The sequence below is a fragment of the Methanogenium cariaci JCM 10550 genome, from assembly GCF_001315945.1.
In the GTDB taxonomy this organism is placed as follows: domain Archaea; phylum Halobacteriota; class Methanomicrobia; order Methanomicrobiales; family Methanomicrobiaceae; genus Methanogenium; species Methanogenium cariaci.
This window is the reverse complement of record NZ_BBBG01000012.1, coordinates 24,030-44,343: the sequence shown is the minus strand read 5'-3', so window position 1 is coordinate 44,343 and position 20,314 is coordinate 24,030. Positions and strand designations below refer to the sequence as shown.

The 20,314-nt window shown below is 51.4% G+C and carries 31 protein-coding genes, 2 tRNA genes and 5 pseudogenes; 16 read left to right on the top strand and 22 right to left on the bottom strand.

The window, feature by feature from the left end; all coding sequences use genetic code 11:
* Nucleotides 1–53: 53 nt before the first annotated feature.
* The 3 genes and pseudogenes from JCM10550_RS10455 to JCM10550_RS10445 all read right to left on the bottom strand — a co-directional run.
* Nucleotides 54–640: pseudogene (locus tag JCM10550_RS10455) on the bottom strand (30S ribosomal protein S3ae); the annotation flags it as partial.
* A complete protein-coding gene (locus JCM10550_RS20070) occupies nt 534–1,028 on the bottom strand; it encodes a KEOPS complex subunit Pcc1 (protein ID WP_175020534.1) in 495 nt (164 codons plus the stop codon). The pseudogene JCM10550_RS10455 and the gene JCM10550_RS20070, both read right to left, overlap by 107 nt.
* The gene (locus JCM10550_RS10445) at nt 1,025–1,555 is read right to left on the bottom strand and encodes a DHH family phosphoesterase (protein ID WP_062398988.1); all 531 of its coding nucleotides are present in this window, start codon (nt 1,553–1,555) and stop codon (nt 1,025–1,027) included. Before JCM10550_RS10445 ends, JCM10550_RS20070 begins: the two co-directional genes overlap by 4 nt.
* A gap of 168 nt (nt 1,556–1,723) precedes the next feature.
* On the opposite strand from JCM10550_RS10445, the gene JCM10550_RS10440 reads away from it, so the two are divergent.
* On the top strand, nt 1,724–1,969 hold the full coding sequence (locus JCM10550_RS10440; RefSeq protein ID WP_062398986.1) for a hypothetical protein: 246 nt from the start codon (nt 1,724–1,726) through the stop codon (nt 1,967–1,969).
* On the top strand, nt 1,966–2,145 hold the full coding sequence (locus JCM10550_RS10435; protein ID WP_062398983.1) for a hypothetical protein: 180 nt from the start codon (nt 1,966–1,968) through the stop codon (nt 2,143–2,145). The genes JCM10550_RS10440 and JCM10550_RS10435 overlap by 4 nt, the downstream gene beginning before the upstream one ends.
* Before the next feature lie 124 nt (nt 2,146–2,269).
* Here JCM10550_RS10435 and JCM10550_RS10430 read toward each other — a convergent pair whose 3' ends face one another.
* Nucleotides 2,270–2,728, bottom strand: a complete 459-nt coding sequence (locus tag JCM10550_RS10430; RefSeq protein WP_062398982.1) for a 30S ribosomal protein S15 — start codon at nt 2,726–2,728, stop codon at nt 2,270–2,272.
* 342 nt (nt 2,729–3,070) lie between these two features.
* Between JCM10550_RS10430 and JCM10550_RS10425 the strand changes: the two genes are divergently transcribed.
* A tRNA-Gly gene (locus JCM10550_RS10425) sits at nt 3,071–3,141 on the top strand.
* Nucleotides 3,142–3,214: 73 nt separating this feature from the next.
* On the opposite strand, the gene JCM10550_RS10420 is transcribed toward JCM10550_RS10425, so the two are convergent.
* The 6 genes from JCM10550_RS10420 to JCM10550_RS22925 all read right to left on the bottom strand — a co-directional run bounded on the left by JCM10550_RS10420 (nt 3,215) and on the right by JCM10550_RS22925 (nt 5,586).
* Nucleotides 3,215–3,637, bottom strand: coding sequence for a hypothetical protein (locus tag JCM10550_RS10420; RefSeq protein ID WP_157200168.1), 423 nt, complete (start codon nt 3,635–3,637; stop codon nt 3,215–3,217).
* A 166-nt stretch (nt 3,638–3,803) separates the two neighbouring features.
* Nucleotides 3,804–4,229 (bottom strand): hypothetical protein, encoded by a 426-nt coding sequence (locus tag JCM10550_RS10415; protein WP_157200167.1) that lies wholly within the window; start codon nt 4,227–4,229, stop codon nt 3,804–3,806.
* A 254-nt stretch (nt 4,230–4,483) separates the two neighbouring features.
* On the bottom strand, nt 4,484–4,774 hold the full coding sequence (locus JCM10550_RS22940) for a hypothetical protein (protein WP_245619036.1): 291 nt from the start codon (nt 4,772–4,774) through the stop codon (nt 4,484–4,486).
* 11 nt (nt 4,775–4,785) lie between these two features.
* On the bottom strand, nt 4,786–5,241 hold the full coding sequence (locus tag JCM10550_RS22935) for a hypothetical protein (protein WP_245619034.1): 456 nt from the start codon (nt 5,239–5,241) through the stop codon (nt 4,786–4,788).
* 11 nt (nt 5,242–5,252) lie between these two features.
* Complete coding sequence (locus JCM10550_RS22930) at nt 5,253–5,426, bottom strand: hypothetical protein (RefSeq protein WP_245619033.1); 174 nt, start codon at nt 5,424–5,426, stop codon at nt 5,253–5,255.
* Nucleotides 5,416–5,586: a hypothetical protein gene (locus tag JCM10550_RS22925; protein WP_245619032.1), complete on the bottom strand. Its 171-nt coding sequence runs from the start codon at nt 5,584–5,586 to the stop codon at nt 5,416–5,418. The genes JCM10550_RS22930 and JCM10550_RS22925 overlap by 11 nt, the downstream gene beginning before the upstream one ends.
* A gap of 253 nt (nt 5,587–5,839) precedes the next feature.
* Between JCM10550_RS22925 and JCM10550_RS10405 the strand changes: the two are divergent.
* From JCM10550_RS10405 to JCM10550_RS10395, 3 pseudogenes are all read left to right on the top strand, one after another.
* A pseudogene (locus JCM10550_RS10405) lies at nt 5,840–6,522 on the top strand (DUF5612 domain-containing protein).
* Nucleotides 6,522–7,102, top strand: a pseudogene (locus tag JCM10550_RS10400) (L-threonylcarbamoyladenylate synthase). The pseudogenes JCM10550_RS10405 and JCM10550_RS10400 overlap by 1 nt, the downstream one beginning before the upstream one ends.
* Nucleotides 7,103–7,109: 7 nt before the next feature.
* Nucleotides 7,110–8,047: pseudogene (locus JCM10550_RS10395) on the top strand (DNA polymerase subunit beta).
* A gap of 19 nt (nt 8,048–8,066) precedes the next feature.
* Here JCM10550_RS10395 and JCM10550_RS10390 read toward each other — a convergent pair.
* The 3 genes from JCM10550_RS10390 to JCM10550_RS18835 form a co-directional block, all read right to left on the bottom strand.
* Nucleotides 8,067–8,249: a hypothetical protein gene (locus JCM10550_RS10390; protein WP_062398976.1), complete on the bottom strand. Its 183-nt coding sequence runs from the start codon at nt 8,247–8,249 to the stop codon at nt 8,067–8,069.
* A gap of 68 nt (nt 8,250–8,317) precedes the next feature.
* Nucleotides 8,318–8,581 carry a hypothetical protein gene (locus JCM10550_RS10385; protein WP_062398974.1) on the bottom strand — a complete coding sequence of 88 codons (264 nt, stop codon included), beginning with the start codon at nt 8,579–8,581 and terminating at the stop codon, nt 8,318–8,320.
* Entirely contained in the window at nt 8,578–8,754 is a 177-nt protein-coding gene (locus JCM10550_RS18835) for a hypothetical protein (protein ID WP_157200166.1), read from the bottom strand. The genes JCM10550_RS10385 and JCM10550_RS18835 overlap by 4 nt, the downstream gene beginning before the upstream one ends.
* 62 nt (nt 8,755–8,816) lie before the next feature.
* Between JCM10550_RS18835 and JCM10550_RS17245 the strand changes: the two are divergent.
* From JCM10550_RS17245 to JCM10550_RS10365, 4 genes and pseudogenes are all read left to right on the top strand, one after another.
* A pseudogene (locus tag JCM10550_RS17245) lies at nt 8,817–9,112 on the top strand (DUF3467 domain-containing protein).
* 182 nt (nt 9,113–9,294) lie between these two features.
* Nucleotides 9,295–9,369 (top strand) — tRNA-Thr (locus JCM10550_RS10380).
* A 415-nt stretch (nt 9,370–9,784) separates the two neighbouring features.
* Nucleotides 9,785–9,982, top strand: a complete 198-nt coding sequence (locus tag JCM10550_RS10370) for an antitoxin VapB family protein (RefSeq protein WP_062398970.1) — start codon at nt 9,785–9,787, stop codon at nt 9,980–9,982.
* A complete protein-coding gene (locus tag JCM10550_RS10365) occupies nt 9,983–10,393 on the top strand; it encodes a type II toxin-antitoxin system VapC family toxin (protein WP_062398968.1) in 411 nt (136 codons plus the stop codon).
* A 75-nt stretch (nt 10,394–10,468) separates the two neighbouring features.
* Here JCM10550_RS10365 and JCM10550_RS18830 read toward each other — a convergent pair whose 3' ends face one another.
* Nucleotides 10,469–10,663 carry a hypothetical protein gene (locus JCM10550_RS18830; RefSeq protein ID WP_157200165.1) on the bottom strand — a complete coding sequence of 65 codons (195 nt, stop codon included), beginning with the start codon at nt 10,661–10,663 and terminating at the stop codon, nt 10,469–10,471.
* Between the two features lie 61 nt (nt 10,664–10,724).
* Nucleotides 10,725–10,913 (bottom strand): hypothetical protein, encoded by a 189-nt coding sequence (locus JCM10550_RS10360; RefSeq protein WP_157200164.1) that lies wholly within the window; start codon nt 10,911–10,913, stop codon nt 10,725–10,727.
* A gap of 505 nt (nt 10,914–11,418) precedes the next feature.
* On the opposite strand from JCM10550_RS10360, the gene JCM10550_RS10355 reads away from it, so the two are divergent.
* From JCM10550_RS10355 to JCM10550_RS10335, 5 genes are read left to right on the top strand one after another with little or no spacing between them, the layout of a single operon-like run.
* Nucleotides 11,419–13,107 (top strand): ABC transporter ATP-binding protein, encoded by a 1,689-nt coding sequence (locus tag JCM10550_RS10355; protein ID WP_172673849.1) that lies wholly within the window; start codon nt 11,419–11,421, stop codon nt 13,105–13,107.
* A complete protein-coding gene (locus JCM10550_RS10350; protein WP_062398964.1) occupies nt 13,104–13,859 on the top strand; it encodes an ABC transporter ATP-binding protein in 756 nt (251 codons plus the stop codon). The genes JCM10550_RS10355 and JCM10550_RS10350 overlap by 4 nt, the downstream gene beginning before the upstream one ends.
* Nucleotides 13,860–13,867: 8 nt before the next feature.
* Nucleotides 13,868–14,290: an ABC transporter ATP-binding protein gene (locus tag JCM10550_RS25005; protein ID WP_062398962.1), complete on the top strand. Its 423-nt coding sequence runs from the start codon at nt 13,868–13,870 to the stop codon at nt 14,288–14,290.
* Between the two features lie 5 nt (nt 14,291–14,295).
* A complete protein-coding gene (locus tag JCM10550_RS25000; protein WP_157200162.1) occupies nt 14,296–14,604 on the top strand; it encodes an ATP-binding cassette domain-containing protein in 309 nt (102 codons plus the stop codon).
* A complete protein-coding gene (locus JCM10550_RS10335; protein WP_062398959.1) occupies nt 14,579–14,854 on the top strand; it encodes a hypothetical protein in 276 nt (91 codons plus the stop codon). Before JCM10550_RS25000 ends, JCM10550_RS10335 begins: the two co-directional genes overlap by 26 nt.
* Nucleotides 14,855–14,930: 76 nt before the next feature.
* Here the strand turns inward: JCM10550_RS10335 and JCM10550_RS10330 are convergent, their stop codons facing one another.
* Entirely contained in the window at nt 14,931–15,791 is an 861-nt protein-coding gene (locus JCM10550_RS10330; protein ID WP_062398957.1) for a hypothetical protein, read from the bottom strand.
* A 71-nt stretch (nt 15,792–15,862) separates the two neighbouring features.
* Between JCM10550_RS10330 and JCM10550_RS10325 the strand changes: the two genes are divergently transcribed.
* Complete coding sequence (locus JCM10550_RS10325) at nt 15,863–16,132, top strand: hypothetical protein (protein WP_062398955.1); 270 nt, start codon at nt 15,863–15,865, stop codon at nt 16,130–16,132.
* Between the two features lie 166 nt (nt 16,133–16,298).
* Here the strand turns inward: JCM10550_RS10325 and JCM10550_RS10320 are convergent, their stop codons facing one another.
* The 6 genes from JCM10550_RS10320 to JCM10550_RS18820 form a co-directional block, all read right to left on the bottom strand.
* A complete protein-coding gene (locus JCM10550_RS10320; RefSeq protein ID WP_062398953.1) occupies nt 16,299–17,591 on the bottom strand; it encodes an ATP-binding protein in 1,293 nt (430 codons plus the stop codon).
* Nucleotides 17,560–17,820, bottom strand: coding sequence for a hypothetical protein (locus JCM10550_RS10315; RefSeq protein WP_062398952.1), 261 nt, complete (start codon nt 17,818–17,820; stop codon nt 17,560–17,562). Before JCM10550_RS10315 ends, JCM10550_RS10320 begins: the two co-directional genes overlap by 32 nt.
* 73 nt (nt 17,821–17,893) lie before the next feature.
* A complete protein-coding gene (locus tag JCM10550_RS10310; RefSeq protein WP_157200160.1) occupies nt 17,894–18,226 on the bottom strand; it encodes a hypothetical protein in 333 nt (110 codons plus the stop codon).
* A gap of 19 nt (nt 18,227–18,245) precedes the next feature.
* Nucleotides 18,246–18,548 (bottom strand): hypothetical protein, encoded by a 303-nt coding sequence (locus JCM10550_RS18825; RefSeq protein ID WP_157200159.1) that lies wholly within the window; start codon nt 18,546–18,548, stop codon nt 18,246–18,248.
* Nucleotides 18,461–20,050, bottom strand: coding sequence for a hypothetical protein (locus JCM10550_RS10305; RefSeq protein WP_062398948.1), 1,590 nt, complete (start codon nt 20,048–20,050; stop codon nt 18,461–18,463). Before JCM10550_RS10305 ends, JCM10550_RS18825 begins: the two co-directional genes overlap by 88 nt.
* Nucleotides 19,987–20,181 (bottom strand): hypothetical protein, encoded by a 195-nt coding sequence (locus tag JCM10550_RS18820; RefSeq protein ID WP_157200158.1) that lies wholly within the window; start codon nt 20,179–20,181, stop codon nt 19,987–19,989. The genes JCM10550_RS10305 and JCM10550_RS18820 overlap by 64 nt, the downstream gene beginning before the upstream one ends.
* Nucleotides 20,182–20,314 lie beyond the last annotated feature (133 nt).

Here is a 20,314-nt window from a genome sequence, read left to right as displayed (position 1 = left end):
GCTTCAGCCACGGGTTCGGATTCAGCGACAACAGCACGGGGTTTGCCGGTTGCTTTCTCCTCGCCCTTGGATTTGATTACCTCGACACGGCGTGTCGGATAGATCTTCTTTACAATCTTGAAGATTTCGCGGGAGAGCTCTCCCAGTACCATGTCACGAACAAACTGTTCGTAGGTCATCGTAGATGATTTTGCGATGAGATACTGAGTGATGGTCGACCGGATTGCCTTTGCCTGGCTCATCTCTGCACGGGAGATGGTGAAACAGGTTGCGGTCACACGGATTCTCCGGCCTTCTTTGGTTGTCAGAAGAACCAGTGAATCAATACGTGATGTACGGCGTTTCACCATGGAACGAAGGTAATCCTTGGTCACTTCGTGTCCGACGAATTCGGTGTATGCAGCATCGCCGGCAACGTTGGTTACCTTGAAATTCATCTTGATGTTCTGCTTGGAATAGTCAGAGGTCATCTCACCGAGCGTGGTCCTCATGACCCTGCCGATCATTTTCTGGGGGGGTCACCGGAAATGCTTTCACCAAGGTATGCACGGTCGAAATACTCGGGTGCGTATACCTTGTACCAGCTCTTTGCTTTCCAGCCCTCTACTCTCCGTCCTGCCTGTTTCTTTCGTCTTGCCATGTAATAATCTCCTCATATTATGAATGATCGGGGGGGAGCGTGAATGCGTCCCCCTGGTTTTCTCAAAATAATTATTTGATACGTCTAAAGAGGCATCACCAGACACATCGTCAATGACTCCGCCTGCCTCCGGCAAAGATGCATTGTTTCGTTTGGTGTCTGTCAAAGAGACGTATGCGCATATTTCCTCCGCAATTCCAAGATTCATAAGATAATCGTCTACCGATGCCACCAGGGACCGTAAACGGTTCGTGTGTATTCCGGTTCTGACAAACCCGCCGGAAGCAGTCGTCGTCATATTCGAAAGGTTATCCGGCGAGAGTGCTTCTGCCACCGATGCGGCGTCTGCATGCGGTGTGCTGACCATACCTTCAATGCGCAGTGTCATGCACATACCTCCAGAAATCCGGAGGTAAAGCAGTCAATCTTGTCACGGGGGGGTATCTTCGCACCTCCGCGGGAATAATGTCCGCCGCCGGTGCCCCCGCACGTTCCTGCCAGATCCGACAGAATCGCTGCAAGGTCTTTTCCTGCACCCTGCGGACTCCGTGCCGAAACGGAATAGGAATCGCCCCGTGGTGCCATTACGGCAACGGGGGGGTGATTTAACAATCCATCAAATGAAACGGCATCCGCCACGCCGCTTACTGCGTCTGCATCAGCAATTTCATAGATTAATGGATTATCAGGCAACGGATGTGCCTGCCGTGTTGCTTCGATGATTCTCAGCCGGTAGGCACGTGCCGTCTCCCATGCATCGTCAAGGTATACTGGGGGGGAACGAAGACATAATGCCGCGCCAAGAATGCCCTTACCGGATTTTCCACATCCCTCGACAATCCCTGCAAGGGAATGGGCATCCTTTACTGCTCCCCCCCGCTCCAGATGCCAGGTATCGCCCCAGAGTGACAACATCGAATCGGCGTTATGATACGGAGAAATCTTCAGTATCACATCGCTGAGAAGGTTTCCGATGTCGGTCTCATTCCGAATGGTATAGGAACTGATGAGCGACTCAACGGTCCCCCCTCTTCACCTGCAATGCCATGAAGCATGGGATTTAACGCGGTGTAGAGTTGTTCTTTGAGATCGCGTCCAAAAAGGGGGGATTCCGTTTCCCGGAGTGATGAAATTGTTTGCCATTCCCTCGTTCACGATATCCTGATTCTGACCTTTAATGGACTGACGGTCTCCAATCATTCCGAGGAGCGCCAGCCCGGCCAGATCACGGTTATCGCCGAGGTGCTGTGCGACAATATACGCAGCACCCGATGCGGAGAGTTCCTGTTCCCCCCCGTCGATTCCTTCCAGACGGGGGGGTTGACATGAAACGCTCCTTCAAACGTGGGAATATGATGGTCAATGACCATGACCTCATCCGGGAGGTCCGGGATGCCGGAACCAAAATCACACAGAACGGTGGCATTACCGCTGCTGATGTCACCGGGAGAGATGCGCGGAAGAATACGCAGCCGTACCTGGACGTCCTCACGGATGAGGCATGAACCATTATGGATGCGGCTGCAATCCCGTCAGCATCATGGTGCCCGTAAACCTCGACATACTCCTTCTCACGAAGGTGTTCTGCGAGATGAACAGCAGCGGATTGGATAGACATATTTCTTAGTATTATCTTGAAAGCAGGAATTCTGCAGTTTCAGGTTTGTATGCCCAGCCTGCCGGCATTTTTCCGTTTTTCACGTAATATTTGCCGAGTCTGCGTACCTTTGCTTCAGTGAGCTGGAGCTGACGCTTGTTGTGGACATCTTTTTTATTCTCGCTCAGGTGCTTGCGCATTCCGAGTGCTTTTGTGATAAGGTTGCGGATATCATCAGGGATATCAGATGCAAGCCCGTTTTCCGCAAGAATTTCTTCGATTCTCTTGCCGGTTGCGAGTTTTACTGAGGGAACGCCATGTTTGTCCCGAAGGATAAGGCCCATCTCTGCTGAAGACATTCCTGTCTTTCTGAGTTCCACAATGATTTTCACAATCTCTACGCTGTCGGTATTTGACCACTCCGGTGCTTCGGAGCGTTTTGGACGGACGGATCCGGACTGTCCTCTCCGCCTTGCATGCATTCGTGCCACTTGTGTTCACCACCTTGGTTCATTTTGGATTTCGGAATCGCGAGGATATCGCCATACCGAAAGGGATAGATACGGGATGTTGGATGGTAAAGTCCTTCAAAAAAGTCAGAAACTAACTTCTCTGTAATCCCTAGCCGCATACGCGGCCGTGCCTTATGACACGTCGGACTTACCGTAGTCAGCACTACCATAACGGTACTGTGCTCCATTAATATTGTCCGTTCAGATGTTAAGGATATCTATCGGCTCAACCCCCCCTCTGCGGCAGATGATACCGGGACCCGTCCGTTCGGAAAAAACGAAGGTTTATGTGAAAGGAAATCTAATGAAAGTCTGTAATTTGCGACTGTAGTCTAGTGGTATGACAGTGGCTTCCCAAGCCACTATCTCGGGTTCGAATCCCGGCAGTCGCACTCTTGTTTTATTCAGATTATTTTCTGAAGACGGTTTTCAACCAATGGAAGGATTGGTTTGCACGAATTTGGTTCACTTCGAATTATGGCGATACCGGCTCATCCAATACTTCTGAATTTTTTCCTTTTCTTCCTGTGATAAACTATTCCACCACGTGTCTTTCTCACTGCCCAGACTCCATCCCAGGCAAACTGAAACAGTGAGAGATCCAAGAAATGAAGAGAGGATCAGCAATTTCAAAAAATCCATCCCTGGGTCAGCGGAAAAAGCAGATTGAAGAAAATTATTGATTGAATCATGGACTGGGATGAGAAGATGCGGTTCGAATATCTCCAACAGAAAATTCAGAACAAAAACTTCTACCATACCGATAGGTATGGTAAGAATCCAGCCGACCAACATCAAAATAACTATCCATACAACTAATTGTATAATTTGAGATTGTATCGTCGGTTTTGTCTCGGAATTTTCGTTAATCATACCTTTGAATGCCATGCTTTGAACAAATTGGATAAACGTTTCGACGAAAAATCACCGGGGGGGTTGCAATTGTGTCTCTCATACCCTGATATGAGGAATTCCTCTATCGAAGAACAACCTAATTCGAATATATGCAGATGGTTTGTAAAACGATTTCCATGATAAATTACACCTATACCGGTTACTCCGGGCTATGAGAATCATGGCTCACCCAATAGTTCAGAATTTCTTCCTTTTCTTCTTCTGATAAACCATTCCACCAAATATCACTGTCATTAACCTGGTCCCATACCGTTAAAATTGCCTCTGTTACCGATCCAAAAAACAGCGCGAGAAGCCCCCCCAACAGTACGAGTTGAATCTCGGTATTAGTGGGGAGTGGGGAACCACACAAATAACTGATTACATCATTGAATGTCTCATATACTGGCAACTGGAGATGGGGGGGAGCGAAGAGACCCACGATAAAATTCAGAACCAAAATTTCTATGATCCCAATCGGTATCGAAAACGGGAGGCCGACTATTATGGAAACAACAAAAGAATTAAAAAACTCTTTGAGATAGTATTTAACTGCTGATTTTGTATCACAATTCAGTTCTTTCATGCCCTGCAACGCCTGACATAGCATACATTGAACACGACATATAAATATGTCGACCATGAATATTTGCCGCTACACGGTAACATCTCATTCTGTAATATTGAATGCCTTTTTCGCACATCAATCCTGTTCGAACATATTAAATTTCAGTTTGGCAGTATAACTGAACGGGATAATTGACGATTCTCTCTTTCTGAGGGGGGGAGACTCACACAACAGCAGGAGAACAGGCTGCGATACACTGACCATTCACCCCTTCATTTATGCGAATGCCGGTGATGAATATCCGGCTTATGCGGATGGTCGTGAACCAGTTCTTCATGCTGATGGGGGGGATGACAGTGTTCCCCGGATGCAGAGAGGGGCGGTTCAACACCCACGTGCTGATGAAAATGGTGCAGGTCATCATGGTCATGCCGGTGTTCATGAAATGTCGCCGGATGACAATGAGGATGTGAGTGGTGTTCGGTCATCAGCAGGTAGGCACCGATTGCCATGACCGGAAGGGCGACAAAAAACGCCGGAGCAAGCGGATCGGTAAATACCACGAGAGAAATGATCACGCCGAAAAACGGAGAGACCGCAAGAATCGACCCTGCACGCGCCGTGCCGATACCCCCCCGTAATGCCCACAAAAACAGCACACTGACAATGCCCCCCCGTAACTAAAGAACCCGACCACCATCGCGATGACGGCGACAGAAAGGGACGGGACTGTTTCACCCAGCAGAAAGGCAACCCCCCCTGCCATCAACACTCCTGCGACAACCCCCCCTTTTATCGCAACAATCGGAATGGGATCCTTTGCGGCAACGTTCCGGGAGATATTATTGTCCAGCGACCAGCACGTGCAGGTCAGAAGAATACCCAGTGCCGCGAGAGAAAACCCCCCCCATACTGCCGCAGGATCATAGGAGAGAATGATACAGGAGATTGTGATCAGGCCGAGGGCAACGGCGATTCTTTTGCCAACGGCTTCATGAAAGAACAGAACCGCAAGGATGGTCGTTGCCACCGGTTCAAAATTCAGGAGAAGTGAGGCGGTTGCGAGGGAGTATACTGCAACGAGACCATGAGTACCATCGGTGCCAGAATTCCTCCGAACAGAATGAGACCTGCGACAGAGGAAAGGTCGGACCGGGTCAGCGATGCTTCAAGAGTATGCCGGTCCCCCCCGCCGGACAGGCGCTCAAGCCACATATATATCAGCAGACCCACGCCACTTCCGATATAAAACAGCGCCGAGGGTGACCGGTTCAATCTCGGTGAGGAGAATCTTTGCGGCGGGCGCTGATGCCCCCCCGAAGAGCATGGCTGCGAGGAGGGCATATATCACCGGAAGCCTGTTTTTTGCAATCATTGGATAGTGTCATACAGGTATGGGGGGGTTTCCCGGCATTAATCCTTCATTACCGGAAAAAACAAAGAGCTCAGACAGAAATGATCCATGCAACCGACACAGAATCAGATGAAAAATACCATCTGCCGGGAGCAATTTCCCCCCGCAGGAGGAAAACGGCGGTCCGGGTGCCGTGAAGAAATCATTTATCTCCAAAGCACCAAACCTTGTACAGCCATTATCCGATACTCCGGAATATGGCGGTGATCCACCTATGAATAATACAGGCATCCCAAATGCTTTGAGTATACTATCTGAAAATCGGCAGGGGGGGTATTACGTGATGTGGCCTTTGTCATGGCACGCCACGGCGCAAATATCCTGACAACCCAGCAGTCGGTTATCTCTTCAGAAAACCAAAACGATATCTCGACACTCTACTTTGAATTCGAAGGAATTGCTGACATGGACGCTCTGATCCATGACCTCTCAGAGATTGCAGAAGTACATTCTGTTGAGAGACACCGGCCCTTTTCTGAGATTTACGGAAAACGCGTGATCATCCTGGGCGGCGGTGCACAGGTGGCCCAGGTGGCGCTGGGTGCGGTGAATGAAGCCGACCGCCACAATATCAGAGGTGAAAGGATATCGGTTGATACCATTCCCCCCCTCGTCGGTGAAGACGATCTTGCCGCAGCGGCTGAAGCGGTGTCCCGTCTGCCACGCGCCACGGTGCTGGTGCTTGCAGGCAGTATCATGGGCGGAAAAATAACCGAATCCGTAATGAAAATTCAGAAATTAGGAATACCGGTCATCTGCCTGTCCATGGTCGGGAGTGTCCCGGACCATGCAGACCTGGTGGTAACAGACCCGATTCAGGCAGGAGTGTTTGCCGTTATGCATGTCAGTTCAAAAGCCGTATTTAATATCTATCGCGTACAGGGAAGGAAGTTCTAATGAGTATTGTATCTGATGCTGTCAAGGTGCTCCGTCGTGACGGACTGATTGTCTATCCGACGGAGACCGTCTATGGTCTGGGTGCGGATGCACTCTCCGATTATGCTGTTCAGCGGGTGTATGAAGTCAAAGGCAGACCGATGGGAAAACCGATCTCGGTTGCGGTCTCCGATGAGGAGATGATTGGGGCGATTGCCGAGGTCTCCGATGAAGCATGGAAATTTATCCGGACCTTTCTGCCGGGCCCGGTGACCGTTGTTCTTCCGGTAAAAAGCTGTCTGCCGCCGGTTCTTTCCGGAGGCACCGGATGATAGGGATACGGATGCCCGATAATCAGGTCACCCGTGATATCATTGCAGAACTGGATGCCCCCCCCATCACTGCCACCAGTGCCAACACCTCAGGGACACCGGCCCCCCCGGTATCCAAAGAACAGGTGAATGTCGCATATGACCTCTTCGTTGACGGAGGGGATCTCTCCGGGACGCCCAGTACGGTTGTTGACCTGGAGGCACGCCGGATTCTGCGCCCGGGGGACGATATCGAACGAATAGCTGCATATCTCAGAGATCTGGAGTGAATAACATATGAAACCAATACGGTTACGCGATTTTATTGAAGACAAGGAAGGAAGAATATACGCCGTAGCAGCATACGACAACGAGGAAAAAGCAGGCTGTGTGCTCCGGTATGTGCCTGATGAAGACGGGGGGGAACGGAGAGGCCCGGACGGAACGAAATACCATAAACTGGATTTTGAAGATGCGTTTGCGTATATCGCAGAGCATAAACCCGAATATCTCGACACGGTGCACCGCGTCCCCCCCTTGCAGATATTGCACGCGTGATGAAACCGGAGGAGAAAATACTCCATCTGGCGGCAGGAAACGAACGCGTCATGCGCCTGCTCCCGGTATTTAATGTCTCGATTGAACAGGTCGGATGCACGGGATCTCTTCTGTGCGGTCTGGAAAACGAGTCGTCGGATATTGATATGGTGGTCTACGGTTCCGCCTGGTTTACCGCACAGGAGAATCTTCAAAAGGCAGTGGAGAAGGGCGAGGTCTCGGGTCTTTCCGAGGAGATGTGGCAGAAGGTCTATCGCAAGCGTGTTCCGGAGATTGATTACGAGACGTTCCTTGCGCATGAAAAGAGGAAATGGAACCGGGGGGGAGAGATTGACGGCACCTACTTTGATCTGCTCTACACCCGCTCCTATGAGCTGCTGGGTTCCGCCGGTATTGTAAAGGGGGGGAAGGTCTGCGGCAAGATGACGATTGAAGCGACGGTGACGGATGCGTCGCTGGCCTTTGACAACCCTGCGGTCTATTCGGTTGACCATGAGGAGATCAGTAAGGTGTTGTCCTTTACCCATACCTACAGCGGGCAGGCCCGGAAAGGTGAGGTCATTGAAGCCACCGGTGTGGTCGAGGAGCATGGCGATACCAAATGGCTGATCGTCGGCACCACCCGGGAAGCAAAGGGCGAGTCGATTGTTTCAAAGACCTTGATGGAATCCCTCTGAACCATTTTTTATACGTACATTACTCTTTGGAAAAGAGGTCGCTCAGTTTTTTTGGCCCGGAGACGGTGCATGCATCGGCGATGAAACATCCGTCACAGGGCGCGTTCCGGGGGGGTTTTCGGGGAACCATGCCGCCATCGATTGCGTCAGCCGTCCGTATCGCCTGCAGGGCGCGGCGGCGGTCACGCGGTTCGGGGGACACATGTCCGGGAGATGCCGGAGGCGAGGTATTCAAACGTGATGCCGGACGGAGAGAATCCCAGCGTCTCTTCAATACAGACCACAAAGCAGGCGGCCCGGATACGGTCGGCCCCCCCAGACTCCTGCTTCCGGTGCCTCGGTTACCCGCATGAGAGCACATGTGGGCGGGCTGCCGGGAAGAAGACGGTCGAGCGTGCCCCCGACACCGAGGCGAACGGATGAGACCCGCACGTCATATTCATCCGCGGGTTGCCAGTCGCTTTTGGTGCAGGCATCGACCCAGGTTTCGAGCACCGGTTGCCAGTCATCGCTGATGTCAGGGGGGGAGATCATGCGGATATCTTCCCAGAGGGCGGCAGCATCGAGGGGGGGCGGCCCAGTGCATACGAGAGCTGTTTTGCAACGGTATATTTTTCGGGTTCGGCCTGTTCGAGGGATTTCATCAGCTCGTAGCGTACCGGACAGGCGTGACAGGCAACGATGGATGAGATGCTTTTTTGCCGCATGATGTATCAACAGATCCCGAGGTGACAAAGGGTTATCTTGAAAGCCGCATATAAATAATAGTATGACGAAACGGGAAATCGCAGTGAATATTCCAAATGATCTGGACCCGGTGTATGCAAACCGGATTCAGGTCGCCTATAAAGACGATGAGTTTACGTTCGTCTTTCTCCACGAACTGCCGGGAACAAATCAGGCCCGTGCCAAGCGATTGTCTCAATCAGCCCGAAACACGCCAAGAACTTTAGTCAGGTGCTGCAGAAGAGTGTGCAGGACTTCGAGGCCAAGTTCAGTGAAATCAAGACGGAAAGTCCGGAGAAGCAGGAAGACCCGAATGTTACGATTCGCGGGTATTCCTGATCGTTAATCCAACAACCATTCACCCCCCCAAAAATATCCCCCCCATATTACCGCCATCCGGATTGCAAATATCCGGAGTTACCCATCACACCAAAACGCCACCTTTATTATTTTTCAGCGTCAAATGAAGTAGGCATCTGGCATGAAACATAATGTGGTGCCGGTGGTTTCTCAAACACAGTGCCGTTGTGGCTTAGAGGTATAGCGGCTGATTCGTAATCAGCAGGTCGGGGGGGGTTCAATTCCCTCCAACGGCTTTCTTATATCGGGGGGGTTCAAAGCCTTTTTTCTCTCATATTCTGGTTCTTTCTGATAATGCCCCGGAACTTCAGGACAAAGAATCATGAACGGGAATAACACTTTCATTCACCTCACACGTTCCCGCACAAACCAACGGAAAGGGGGGGGCCTTTCCCCCCTCTCATACTCAAAAACGGAAACGGTGAAGCACTGGTGAACCTTCTTTCTGAAATCGTATCTCTTCTCAATCCGCAGGCATACATCATACACCGACCGGATCTGCATGAGTTCTGTTAACAGCCGTTCATCTATGCGGGCAACGCATACCATAATCATCCATAAAAGCATTCGATCAGGGCGCTTTAATGCACCCGTCTTCTGTTTTTGTTATCTGATGGAAAAATTATTATCATGGTGTGTGTATGTGTGTGTATGGCATCAAAAACAGTGAACCTCTCGGAAGAGGCATACAAAAGGCTGAAGGAATGGAAGATCAGCGATGACGAAAGTTTCTCAAACGTAATTATCAGGGTTTTACCCAAATCGCGTGATTTAAAGAAATTACTTGAAGATGCAGAACCCGATTTAACAGAAGAAGAGGCGGAGAAATTAAAACAGGACATAGAATGAATGATAATTTTTGATTCCACATTTCTAATTGATCTGATGAAAAGTCCCAATAATCCAAGACATGGGAACTGCAGTTCATTGTTGGATAATATCAGGAGGAATAATGAGCCATATGCAACAACCTTTGTCAACGTCCTTGAATTGAACAAGGGTGTTTACCGATCCAACAACAAAAAGAAGACAAAAAAGAATCTGGATGACATACTGGATATTATTCCAATACTGAATTTTAATGCCGCATATTATGAACAGTATGGGTATCTGTCTGCATTTCTTGAAAGGAAGGGAACGCCTCTCGGTATGTTTGATGAGCTCATAGCAGCCATTGCCCTTTACCACGGTGCGAGGGTTATAACCAATAATATATCTGATTTTTCACGGGTTCCCAACCTTGAAATAATCTCACATTAATTCTCTTCTTTTGTGCATAACACTACAAATCAATGTTATTTTTAGAATTTGAGGATTATTAACATCTATATGGGCTTAAAGAATCGGTACTATATACCCCCCCGGTAAAAAGATGTCAAGTAAAATACGGGCGGCGAGGGTATCCGGGCAACCGTTGATGACGTTACTGCGGCGGCCCGGCTCCACCAGGAGTTCCCCACCCATGGCGGGGGGGGCGACGTTGGCGGAATGGCGGAAGCTTTGCAGCAGTATGGCGGCACTTTCCGCCAAGATAAAACAGGGTATTCCAACCGAATGGTAGAGATCTAAGAGAGAATAAGGAGACACTTCTTCAAGAGAAGAGGATATTGCGGAAGAATGATACCCCCCCCGGCACCTGGACGTCTTTCATACAGATGCGGGTTCGGGTGCCCGTGCCCAGAGATTTTCCGCCAACAAAATTGCTTCCGGCATAATTCAGCCCGAAGAGGGCGAACAAAGCAATATCCTCGTCCGGTATGATGGCGGAAGCTTCCGCCACCTGCTGCATTCTGCTGTACATGCCGCCAACGTGGGTGCATCCCCCCCCGTGTCTGCGACACCGAGCGAGTGTCCGGTATTTTCCAAATCAATGTTGGATACAGGGCATCTTCTATTTTACAGAACTTTCGTCACGCTATCAATTGTCTCCCCCCCTGTCAATAACCCCCCCAAACGAATACGGTAAACGGATCAAAACCCACCTGACACGTTCACTGTTGTCCCGACCACCCGGAAATCCTGTTTTGCATCGTACATCCAGAACCTTCATACAAACATTCTCTGTTTTCGGTTTGTTTTAAAAAAACCGAATATTATTAGGTAAAATCAAAAAATACGGCCGGAGCACCTAATAAACATGGTCGACATACAAATTTTTACCGTCATATAATACCCAACCCACAGACGGAGGAACCCATGAAAGAAGCAACGGATAACAACAAACCCGGTCTTTCAAGCTCATCGAACTTGCCGGGCATAAAAAAGGAAAACTGACCGGAGCAGTGGTGCTTGCAACACTTGGCACACTGCTCGGGTTCGTGCCGTTTGTAGTGATATACCTTGTCGCAGTGGCGCTTCTCACGCCACCAATCGAGGAGGCATATATATGGAATCTCGCTTTGATTGCACTCGGTGCAACAATAGCCAGATTTGTCATGGTCTACTTCTCGCTCATCCTCTCCCATATGGCGGCATTTGAGATACTATTCGGAATAAAACGCAGTCTTGTGGATAAACTGGGACGCCTTCCGCTTGGATACCTCAGCACCAGAACATCAGGCGGAGTCAAAAAAATCATCAGCGAAGATGTCGACAGAATTGAACTCTTCATCGCCCATCACGTCCCCCCCGATGTTGTAAGCGGCGTCGTGCTCCCGATAGTGACGGTCATCTTCCTGTTCACTATTGACTGGCGTCTTGCACTTGCCGCACTCATCCCAATCCCCCCCCTTGCATTTATTGCAATGTCACGTGCGTACCAGGAGTCTGCATCAAAATCCATGAAAGGCTACTATGACGCCCTTGAAAAGATGAACGGCATCATCATAGAGTATGTACGAGGGATGCCGGTCGTCAAGGTATTTAACCAGACGGCCAGATCGTTTTCCCGACTTCAGGACTCGGTCTATGGTTACCGGGACTATGTCAACCGGTGGACACGGGAAGTGGCACCGGCTTTTACGGCGTTCGGAGTCTGTATCAATCTCCCGATTCTCTTCATCCTTCCGCCGGGCATATGGTTCTACATCACCGGTTCACTCGAACTTCCGGTGCTCATTCTCTTCCTGATACTTGGTGTCGGATATATGTACGGCATGATGAAGATGATGATGTTTGCCGGATTCTGGCGTCAGATCAATGAGGGTGTGGAAAGGATTGATGCAATCCTGAATGAACCCGATCTCCCGTCACCTCAGAATCCAAAAATCCCGGATGAATATTCGGTGAGATTTAATGAGGTGAAATTTGCGTATGGCAAAAATCCGGTACTGACAGGAGTAAGTTTTGATGCACCCGCCGGAACCGTGACCGCACTTGTCGGGCCGTCCGGTGCAGGCAAGAGTACTGCCGCCCAGCTCATCCCCCGGTTCTGGGACGTGGATGCAGGATCGATTTCCATCGGCGGCGTGGACATCAGGGAGATTGATCCAGAAAAACTGATGGATATGGTCTCATTTGTCTTTCAGGATCTCTTCATGTTCCACGATACGATAGAGGAGAATATCAGGATGGGAAATGCACAGGTCGCAAAAGAGGAGGTCATTGCCGCTGCCAGAGCGGCACAGGCAGATGACTTCATCCGGTCACTGCCGGACGGGTATGATACCATTACCGGAAGCGGTGGGACATACCTCTCCGGTGGTGAACAGCAGCGTATCATTCTTGCACGGGCGATCCTGAAAAACGCACCGATTATCGTCCTTGATGAAGCCACCGCATTTGCAGATCCGGAGAATGAGTCACGGATTCAGGAGGCGTTTAGCCACCTCATGAGAGAGAAGACCGTGATCATCATCGCACACCGGCTGTCAACGATTGCAGACGCGAACCAGATTGTTGTGATCGATGACGGGCGGGTTGCAGAATGCGGCCATCATGAAGAACTGCTCGAAAAAGACGGACTGTATGCCCGCATGTGGAACGCACATATCAGTGCCCGCACATGGCGGCTGTCCACCGGAGGTGCAGTATGAAAGCAGCACTTAATGTAATTACGGGAGGCAAAAAAGGCGCATATAACCGGGCGATCCTGCTGCAGATCATCCACGACCTCTTCAAAGGAGCTCCGTATGGATTTCTGATATTCATCCTGTGGGAACTGTTCAGCCCGGCCATTGACATGAATCACATCATCCTGCTCATAGGTGCCATGATTGTCACATTCATCCTTCAGTATTTCACCGGAAAGTGGGCGCTTGTCGCCTGTCATGAGGGTGGATATACTCTCTGTTCGGAGGCACGCCTGAATCTTGGCGAGCACTTACGAAAGCTTCCGATGGGCTTTTTCAAAAAGCGTGACCCCCCTGGCGATGTTACCGCCGTGATGCTCCAGGACATGTCATTTGTAGAGAACATCTTCACCCACCTCCTTGCGGACATTGTGGCGGCCATTGTCATTCCGCTGATGCTGCTGATCTTTCTCTTCGTGCTCGACTGGCGGCTGGCGCTTGCAACCCTTGCAACCGTAGTGCTGGCACTGCCGATGCTCTACATCTCAAATGTCGTGCTTGCCCGTATCGGCAAAAAACACCACCAGTCACGGGTGGATTCCGATTCACGGATACTGGAGTATCTCCAGGGCATTAGGTATATCAAGGCATATAATCTGGTAGGAAAACGTTTCAGTAAGCTTGAGAATGCATTAACGGAATTTCATAAGGATTCACTCCGTGTAGAGGTCTATCCGGGGGCTTTCGCGAGCAGTTACAACGCAGTCTCGGCATAGGGTTTGTCGTGATCCTTCTTCTGGCCACCCACTTCTTCTTTGGGGGCACCCTCACGATTCCGGTGTTTCTTGTATTCCTGGTAATCGGCCATCAGTTTTACCAGCCCCCCCTGATGGCCGCAGGCCTGTTTACCATGGAAGCCCGGTACATGAATATTGCTGCCGAAAGGATGCAGGAGGTGCTGCTCACAGAACCTCTAAGTGAACCGGCGGTCAGCAGGCCTCCGGTCGGGTATGATATTGAGTTTAAGGACGTTTCGTTCTCATACCTTGAGGCACAAGTCCTTGACACGGTGAGTTTTAAGGCGAACGAGGGCTCGGTTACGGCACTGGTCGGCCCGTCCGGTTCAGGCAAGACCACGATCACAAACCTCATTGCCCGTTTCTGGGATGTCGATTCCGGGTCTGTTTCGGTTGGAGGGTGGATGTGAGAAGGATGTCAACCGATGAACTCCTGTCGCATCTGAGCATGGTATTCCAGGATGTATATCTGTTCAAAGATACGATTTTCAACAACATTAAGGTTGGAAAACCGGATGCAACCCGCGAGGAGGTCATTGAAGCAGCAAAGGCTGCACAGTCGCATGCATTCATTGAGAATCTTCCGGAGGGTTATGAGACGATGGTGGGTGAAGGCGGCTCCACACTGTCAGGCGGCGAGAAACAGCGGATATCTATTGCCCGTGCCATACTGAAGGATGCACCAGTCATCCTTCTGGATGAGGCGACCGCGTCACTGGACTGAGAACGAACGGGCAATTCAGGAGGCACTCAATGCACTGGTCAGTTCAAAAACCCTTGTAGTCATTGCACACCGGCTGAACACCATCGCAGATGCAGACAGGATCATCGTATTAAAAGACGGTGCTGTTGCCGAATCAGGAACCATGAAGAACTCTACGGGACGGAAGGGCTTTACTACCGGATGTGGCAGGAACAGGAAAAGGCAGGCGGGTGGACGTTTGAGTCTTCACTCCGCTAAAACCATATTTTAAAAAAGCAGCGGGTAGGGAGAGTTTCCCGATGCAAAAATGGTGTCATCCTCAAAGGAGGAATTTTACTACACCATCTTTAGCACATGCGAAGTGAATTCGTCCATTCGGCATGTAGTGACTGTCCAGCGGGAACATCTATGTGCATTACCCCCCCGATAACCTCTTCTGAATTTTTGCTATATCCGTTCCACTCCACGGCGTATTTTCCTCCGTAACCTACCCGGCATTCACCTGTTTTGGGACTGATGGTGTTTTGGTGCATAAACGGATTATATCCATCCTGATCAGACCAGAAGCGGATGTTGAAGTGTTCGAATATCGGATCGGTAACACTACCGAAGAATGAAACCGGTTCGGTTTTCACAATCGTAGAACCCGGCGTGTATATAATGAGACGGGATTCGTCATCGGTTAGCTGAACTTTGCTCCACATATTTCTGATCTGGTGAGACTGGTCCGGTTCTGCAACCGTCCACTGGCAGAGATAATAATGATCTCTTCCCACCGGATCCGTCTGGCTGGATTGATAGAGCAAGAGCAGGCAGTCTGAATGACCGGATGCTGTCTCGATACTATCGACCCATGCACCTTTGAATACGGGAACCCCCCCGATGGACCGGGATTCATCCATCATCTGTTTCAGGAGACTAATTTTTTCGGATATCTGTATGGCATTGGTCTTTTCAGCGTATGTATTCCATTCAGAGTCATTCAGTGGTATGTCACGGGAATTTATCTGAACAGTATGCTGGACACAAGACCCGGTATCCATGAGCGGGCCAGTGTAGATTGCGCCTGCCAGTAACGTAACGAATAGTAATGAGACGATGGTTGAAAGGAGGGAAACCGATAATATACCCGTTTCATTCAGGAAACCGGGTTTCATCTCCTGATGGTCTGTGATATGAACGTCTGGTTCATCATACCGTTTAAGCATTATACTTAAGAAATATTCGTGACGTTATAAACGATTTGTGTCACCGCAATCGACATGACGGGGGGGATCGAATGGATGTTTCTTCAGATAATTGGGTGAAGGGGGGGATCTTCTTTGCTGGCTTAGTAGTTGTTGTCCCCGCCTTCCGTTTCTCAACCACAGAGTTCAGGTCAGTATTCCGGGTCGTGGGCACCGAATCTCCGATCCGCTCAATCGACTCCGAATCACATGTCCTGCTGAACTGTGCCCCCCCGGAAAAACGCATCCCCCCCACAGAAGCCCGGAGTGGACAGATCTCCGTTGAGACAACCCATACGTCCTCCGAAAATATCCCTCAATAGTGACCCCTCAATAGTCCGCAATAATCCCTGTTCTGAACAAATAAATGGCGTACCGGAGGTATTTTATCCCCAGAAAAAAGGGAACCGAAAATACATTCATTCTGACCCCCCCTGATTCCCCCCCCAACAGGGGGGGTCAAAAAAGGGCAATATATCCAGACACCCGTCACTCCGAACCATCTCCGCCAACATTCGCCCTCAACACCGTCACCCGGACCGGATGTTCATCGCCATCGGGATGAATCGCAAACGTTCTCGTATCACCATTTTCCCGGCAGAACCGCTGGAGTTCCAGCATATAGTGAAGACCGGCGGCTGCCTTCTCCTGTTGGAGCAGCTCGATAGGCGGTTCGAGGAGCGGCCGGGAAAGGAACACGATACACTTCGAGCGTGCACGGGTCACCGAGACATTTAACCGGTTCAGACTGTAGATAAACTCTGCTTCCGTTATCGCCGTCTCCACATCGCTCACGCCATAACTCACAATGACCGCATTGGCCTCCTGGCCCTGCATCTTATCAACCGTGTCCACAAAGGGGGGGTGTGCCCTCCAGGTTCGCTGACGGGCAAGGTGGTTTTGTATCGCTTCGATCTGGAGGTGGTGCGGGCTGACGATAAACAACCCTTCCCGCCAGAACCGGTCATCGCCCTCTTCCGAATCAGGATATCTGCTTCCCCGCTTCGGGTCCTGCATCCGTTCTCTCAGTTCTGTGGCAAGCTTTGCGACCAGTTCGGCCTCACGCTCATTGGCAAGGGCCGCTTTCACGTTTTCAATGATGCAGAGAGTGAGGGGGGGATAGTCCGGGTCAAGGAGCCATTCCAGAAACGCATCCACCTCTCCTTTCACGGTTTTTTCCCCCCCGAGGACAAGTGCCTGATTGCAAATCTCCTCAGTGGCGGGCCGGTAGGCATTTCCATAGAGCGTCCCGGCCGCAAACGACGACAGGGTCAGGTTCATCCGCCAGTTTTCCTGAAGCTGGTAGGTGAAGTCCGGGTCAATCGGATCGTCCCGTCCACGCACGTATGCAAATACGGAATCATCCAGACCGGGAGTGCCGTCATCCGGCGGAGAATACGCCGCCTTAATGATGGGAGAGAGCTGGAGATTATCCCCCCCGGCCAGAACCAGCCGCCCGCCCTCGCCGAGCATCTTCATCCCGAGTGCCAGTTCACCGGGTTTCATCTGGGAGGCTTCATCAACGATCAGCATATCAAAGGGCAGCAGATATTCGGTCAGCCAGTTCAGGCCGTAGACCGTCCCGCCAAAGAGACTGAACGGACCTTCCGAAAAATACCCGACAGTCTCCCGGTCCAGCAGTTCGAGAACCCGCTTTCCCCTGGCGGTGGCAAGTGATTTCACCTTGATGATGGCAAGATCCCGACACCCGAACACCTCTGCAAAATCATGCACTTTCACGAGAAGGTTCTCAATGGACGCATGGGTAAACCCCCCCGCCACCCCCCCGATACGGCACGGCAGTCCGCAGTCGCTTCGTGCCTGAACGAGACAGAGTATCGCCTTCGCGAGAAAATGGGTCTTCCCGGTACCGGCGGCCCCCCCATACCAGAGTCAGACGGTTGGCAACCATATGGTCGAATGCCTGTTGCTGACTTGGGGTAAAGCCCGCACCGGATGAGATCTCCCGTGCCGTTTTTGGCACCTCTCCCTCTTCCCGGGGAGAGACCACCAGCTGGTGCGGGTTCTTCAGTAACCGGATGAAGTCATGATCCGGGTTGCGGTCAAGCTGTTCAAGCGTTCAATCACTCTCTTTGAAGTGAAATCGGTGAACCTCGGATGAATGACGGCGACATCCCCCCCGGTTTAAACCGGTTCTGCTCACGGCAGTATTTAATGTCCAGAGAAAACCCCCCCTGAACCAGACCGGCGGCGAAATCAATGCGTTCATCCCGAATATACGCAAATGAGACCTGACTGTTCCCCCCCGGATTGTTATAGGAACTGCGATATTTGCAGTCGTTAAACATCATCTGCGCTTTATCCCCGTCCGCTCCGTCGGGGGGGACGATGAGGTAACTGTATGACTTATACTGCTCGTATCTTGCCAGATCCAGGGGGGGGTCAGTAGTTCCCACCGATTGTCCCGCACATATCTCAGGGGGGGTATACTGATGCCCTCGGACTGCCGGACATCCCGTGGCTGAGCCCGCAGTTCCTGAGCCTCCTGTGCCCCCCCGTGAATGATTCATACCGGGTGATGAAAATCAATCGGGAGATCTCCGGGTGGCGGAACGTATCGGCATGGGGGGGAAAATTGAACTTCGGCGGCCAGCGGAACAGAACCGGGCGGGCGGCATCCCTGAGACCGTTCAGGACATCGTTTGCCGCGGAGAGTCGCCGGGACAGTTCCCACTGGATCCATTCTCCGGCTTCCGGTCTCTTGCCGCTCCATGCCATGCAATGGCCTCGCTCTTGAGCCGGTTACTCTGTTCAAACCAGAACAGGCCCGCCGGGTTGATGGGGGGGGTAACATGGGCGGGGTCGCCCAGAACCTGCTGGACTTCCGGAAGCCGCAGGGAGAAGGGGGGGATGGGCAGTGCGGCGATGTGCTGCACCTCCTGCTTCAGCACAATGACGGGATACGCAATCATACTGCTGGGGGGGTGGCAGGTCTCTTCGTTCAGACCGGGGGGGTTCTGGTAATAGAACAGAAGCTGAAGGGCAATCTCCCGAACATCTGGGTCGCAAAGACTCTCTTTGAGGACCTGATGAAACAGCTCCCGCTCATAGCTGTCATAGACATAGGTCTGGAGCGACTGCTGATCCCTCCATGAATACATTTCCTGGTTATACCGGTTCAGCCTGTCGAGTTCCTGATGCAACGACCGGATAAAGTTTCGCCGTATCTCATCGCAGTCCTCCGGGGGGGACGGTGCAATGAATATGACCTCATTTACTCCCGAACCAAAGACCGCCTTTCCCTTAATTCTCCGGAATCCGGCGGTATAGATTTGACCGGATACGGGATCGTCCTGAAGGGTCAGGATGATGCCAACGTCTTCTCCCACGGGAAGGGAGGGGCTCAGACCTCCGTGAAGGACGACCGTTTCCTTCTTCAGCGCCGAAACGGCCGACTGCAGTTGCTCTTTTTTGTTTCGAAGCGACCCGCAGCTGCTCAGACTCTCTTCCGCACCGTCTGACGAGAGGAATGCGGACAGGTCGGAGAGCGTGGAAACAGGTGTCTGCTGATCTTCGAGGTGGTGCTTTCCCTCCACCGTGAGGGAGGGGATGAGGGAGACGGAGTCGCATTCTTCTGCTTCCTTTCTGCAAAAGGAGTAGAAGTCGCAGCGTTCGCAGCGGGGGGGGTAGAGATGCCAGGGGGGGACATCGGCAAGGGGGGGTGCCTCCATGATCTCCGGGAGCTGATAGCGGAAAAAATTGTCCAGGAACGGGATGGTGAGCTGCTGCCCGAATGGTTCCGGTGCGTCCCTGCCATAGAGCCAGATCCCGGCGTGATTTAGATCGACCGGCGTGGTAATGCCGTATTCCCGGAATGTTTCGGTGATGATCAGGGAGTAGAGCGTTGCCTGAATCCGGTGGCTCATGCTCAGTTCGTCACTCGCCTTAACATCGATGACCCGGAGTGCGGGTTCTCCCTTCTCATCCGTGTGCAGTTGGATCAGGTCGGGCCGACAGGGAGAGAAATGATACCGGGCCGGGTCCAGGCCGTATGTTTCAAAAAATGTCGGCGTGATCGGTATCGTCGGCTGGTATATTGTTTCGTTGAGTGCAAGCTGCGGTAACAGGGACAGGCTTTCTTCAATGCTGAATGAGCGGTCGGAAATACGCCCGTCACCCGGAGGTATCCGGACATTTCCGGTAACTTTCTGTTTGATTACCGTCTCTTCCCATTCGAGACCGGCTTCCAGAAGGGATTTGGTAACGGGACTTTTTTCCACATTTTCCGACGGTATCCCCCCCAGCCGTTCCCGATCGGCACGGGGGGGGTGGCATGATACCGCAGGTAGCGGTCACAGTTGTGGTAGAAGTAGCGGGCGATGAGGGAGGGGCTGAGATTGTACTGGATCATGTATCACCATCATATCCGGGAGATGTGGACACGATTTTGCAGATGGGGGGGGCTGCAAAATGAGGCATATCTTCAGGATCTGTAGTATTGACTGTGACAGGTTCTTCTGTGATTCGAAATGTGTGCCAGTGGA

What these genes read in the sequence shown, in the direction of transcription:
- JCM10550_RS25000 (WP_157200162.1), top strand. Translation starts at nt 14,296, where the DNA reads ATGTCAACCGATGAACTCCTGTCGCATCTGAGCATGGTATTCCAGGAT.
- JCM10550_RS10330 (WP_062398957.1), bottom strand. Translation starts at nt 15,791, where the DNA reads ATGCTTAAACGGTATGATGAACCAGACGTTCATATCACAGACCATCAG.
- JCM10550_RS10445 (WP_062398988.1), bottom strand. Translation starts at nt 1,555, where the DNA reads ATGTTGTCACTCTGGGGCGATACCTGGCATCTGGAGCGGGGGGGAGCA.
- JCM10550_RS10370 (WP_062398970.1), top strand. Translation starts at nt 9,785, where the DNA reads ATGGCATCAAAAACAGTGAACCTCTCGGAAGAGGCATACAAAAGGCTG.
- JCM10550_RS10325 (WP_062398955.1), top strand. Translation starts at nt 15,863, where the DNA reads ATGGATGTTTCTTCAGATAATTGGGTGAAGGGGGGGATCTTCTTTGCT.
- JCM10550_RS20070 (WP_175020534.1), bottom strand. Translation starts at nt 1,028, where the DNA reads ATGACACTGCGCATTGAAGGTATGGTCAGCACACCGCATGCAGACGCC.
- JCM10550_RS10335 (WP_062398959.1), top strand. Translation starts at nt 14,579, where the DNA reads ATGAGGCGACCGCGTCACTGGACTGAGAACGAACGGGCAATTCAGGAG.
- JCM10550_RS10385 (WP_062398974.1), bottom strand. Translation starts at nt 8,581, where the DNA reads ATGATCTCCCCCCCTGACATCAGCGATGACTGGCAACCGGTGCTCGAA.
- JCM10550_RS18825 (WP_157200159.1), bottom strand. Translation starts at nt 18,548, where the DNA reads ATGGCATGGAGCGGCAAGAGACCGGAAGCCGGAGAATGGATCCAGTGG.
- JCM10550_RS18820 (WP_157200158.1), bottom strand. Translation starts at nt 20,181, where the DNA reads ATGATCCAGTACAATCTCAGCCCCTCCCTCATCGCCCGCTACTTCTAC.
- JCM10550_RS10415 (WP_157200167.1), bottom strand. Translation starts at nt 4,229, where the DNA reads ATGAAAGAACTGAATTGTGATACAAAATCAGCAGTTAAATACTATCTC.
- JCM10550_RS18835 (WP_157200166.1), bottom strand. Translation starts at nt 8,754, where the DNA reads ATGCGGCAAAAAAGCATCTCATCCATCGTTGCCTGTCACGCCTGTCCG.
- JCM10550_RS22930 (WP_245619033.1), bottom strand. Translation starts at nt 5,426, where the DNA reads ATGTGGCTTGAGCGCCTGTCCGGCGGGGGGGACCGGCATACTCTTGAA.
- JCM10550_RS10420 (WP_157200168.1), bottom strand. Translation starts at nt 3,637, where the DNA reads ATGGCATTCAAAGGTATGATTAACGAAAATTCCGAGACAAAACCGACG.
- JCM10550_RS10435 (WP_062398983.1), top strand. Translation starts at nt 1,966, where the DNA reads ATGAAACGCTCCTTCAAACGTGGGAATATGATGGTCAATGACCATGAC.
- JCM10550_RS22925 (WP_245619032.1), bottom strand. Translation starts at nt 5,586, where the DNA reads ATGATTGCAAAAAACAGGCTTCCGGTGATATATGCCCTCCTCGCAGCC.
- JCM10550_RS10350 (WP_062398964.1), top strand. Translation starts at nt 13,104, where the DNA reads ATGAAAGCAGCACTTAATGTAATTACGGGAGGCAAAAAAGGCGCATAT.
- JCM10550_RS10365 (WP_062398968.1), top strand. Translation starts at nt 9,983, where the DNA reads ATGATAATTTTTGATTCCACATTTCTAATTGATCTGATGAAAAGTCCC.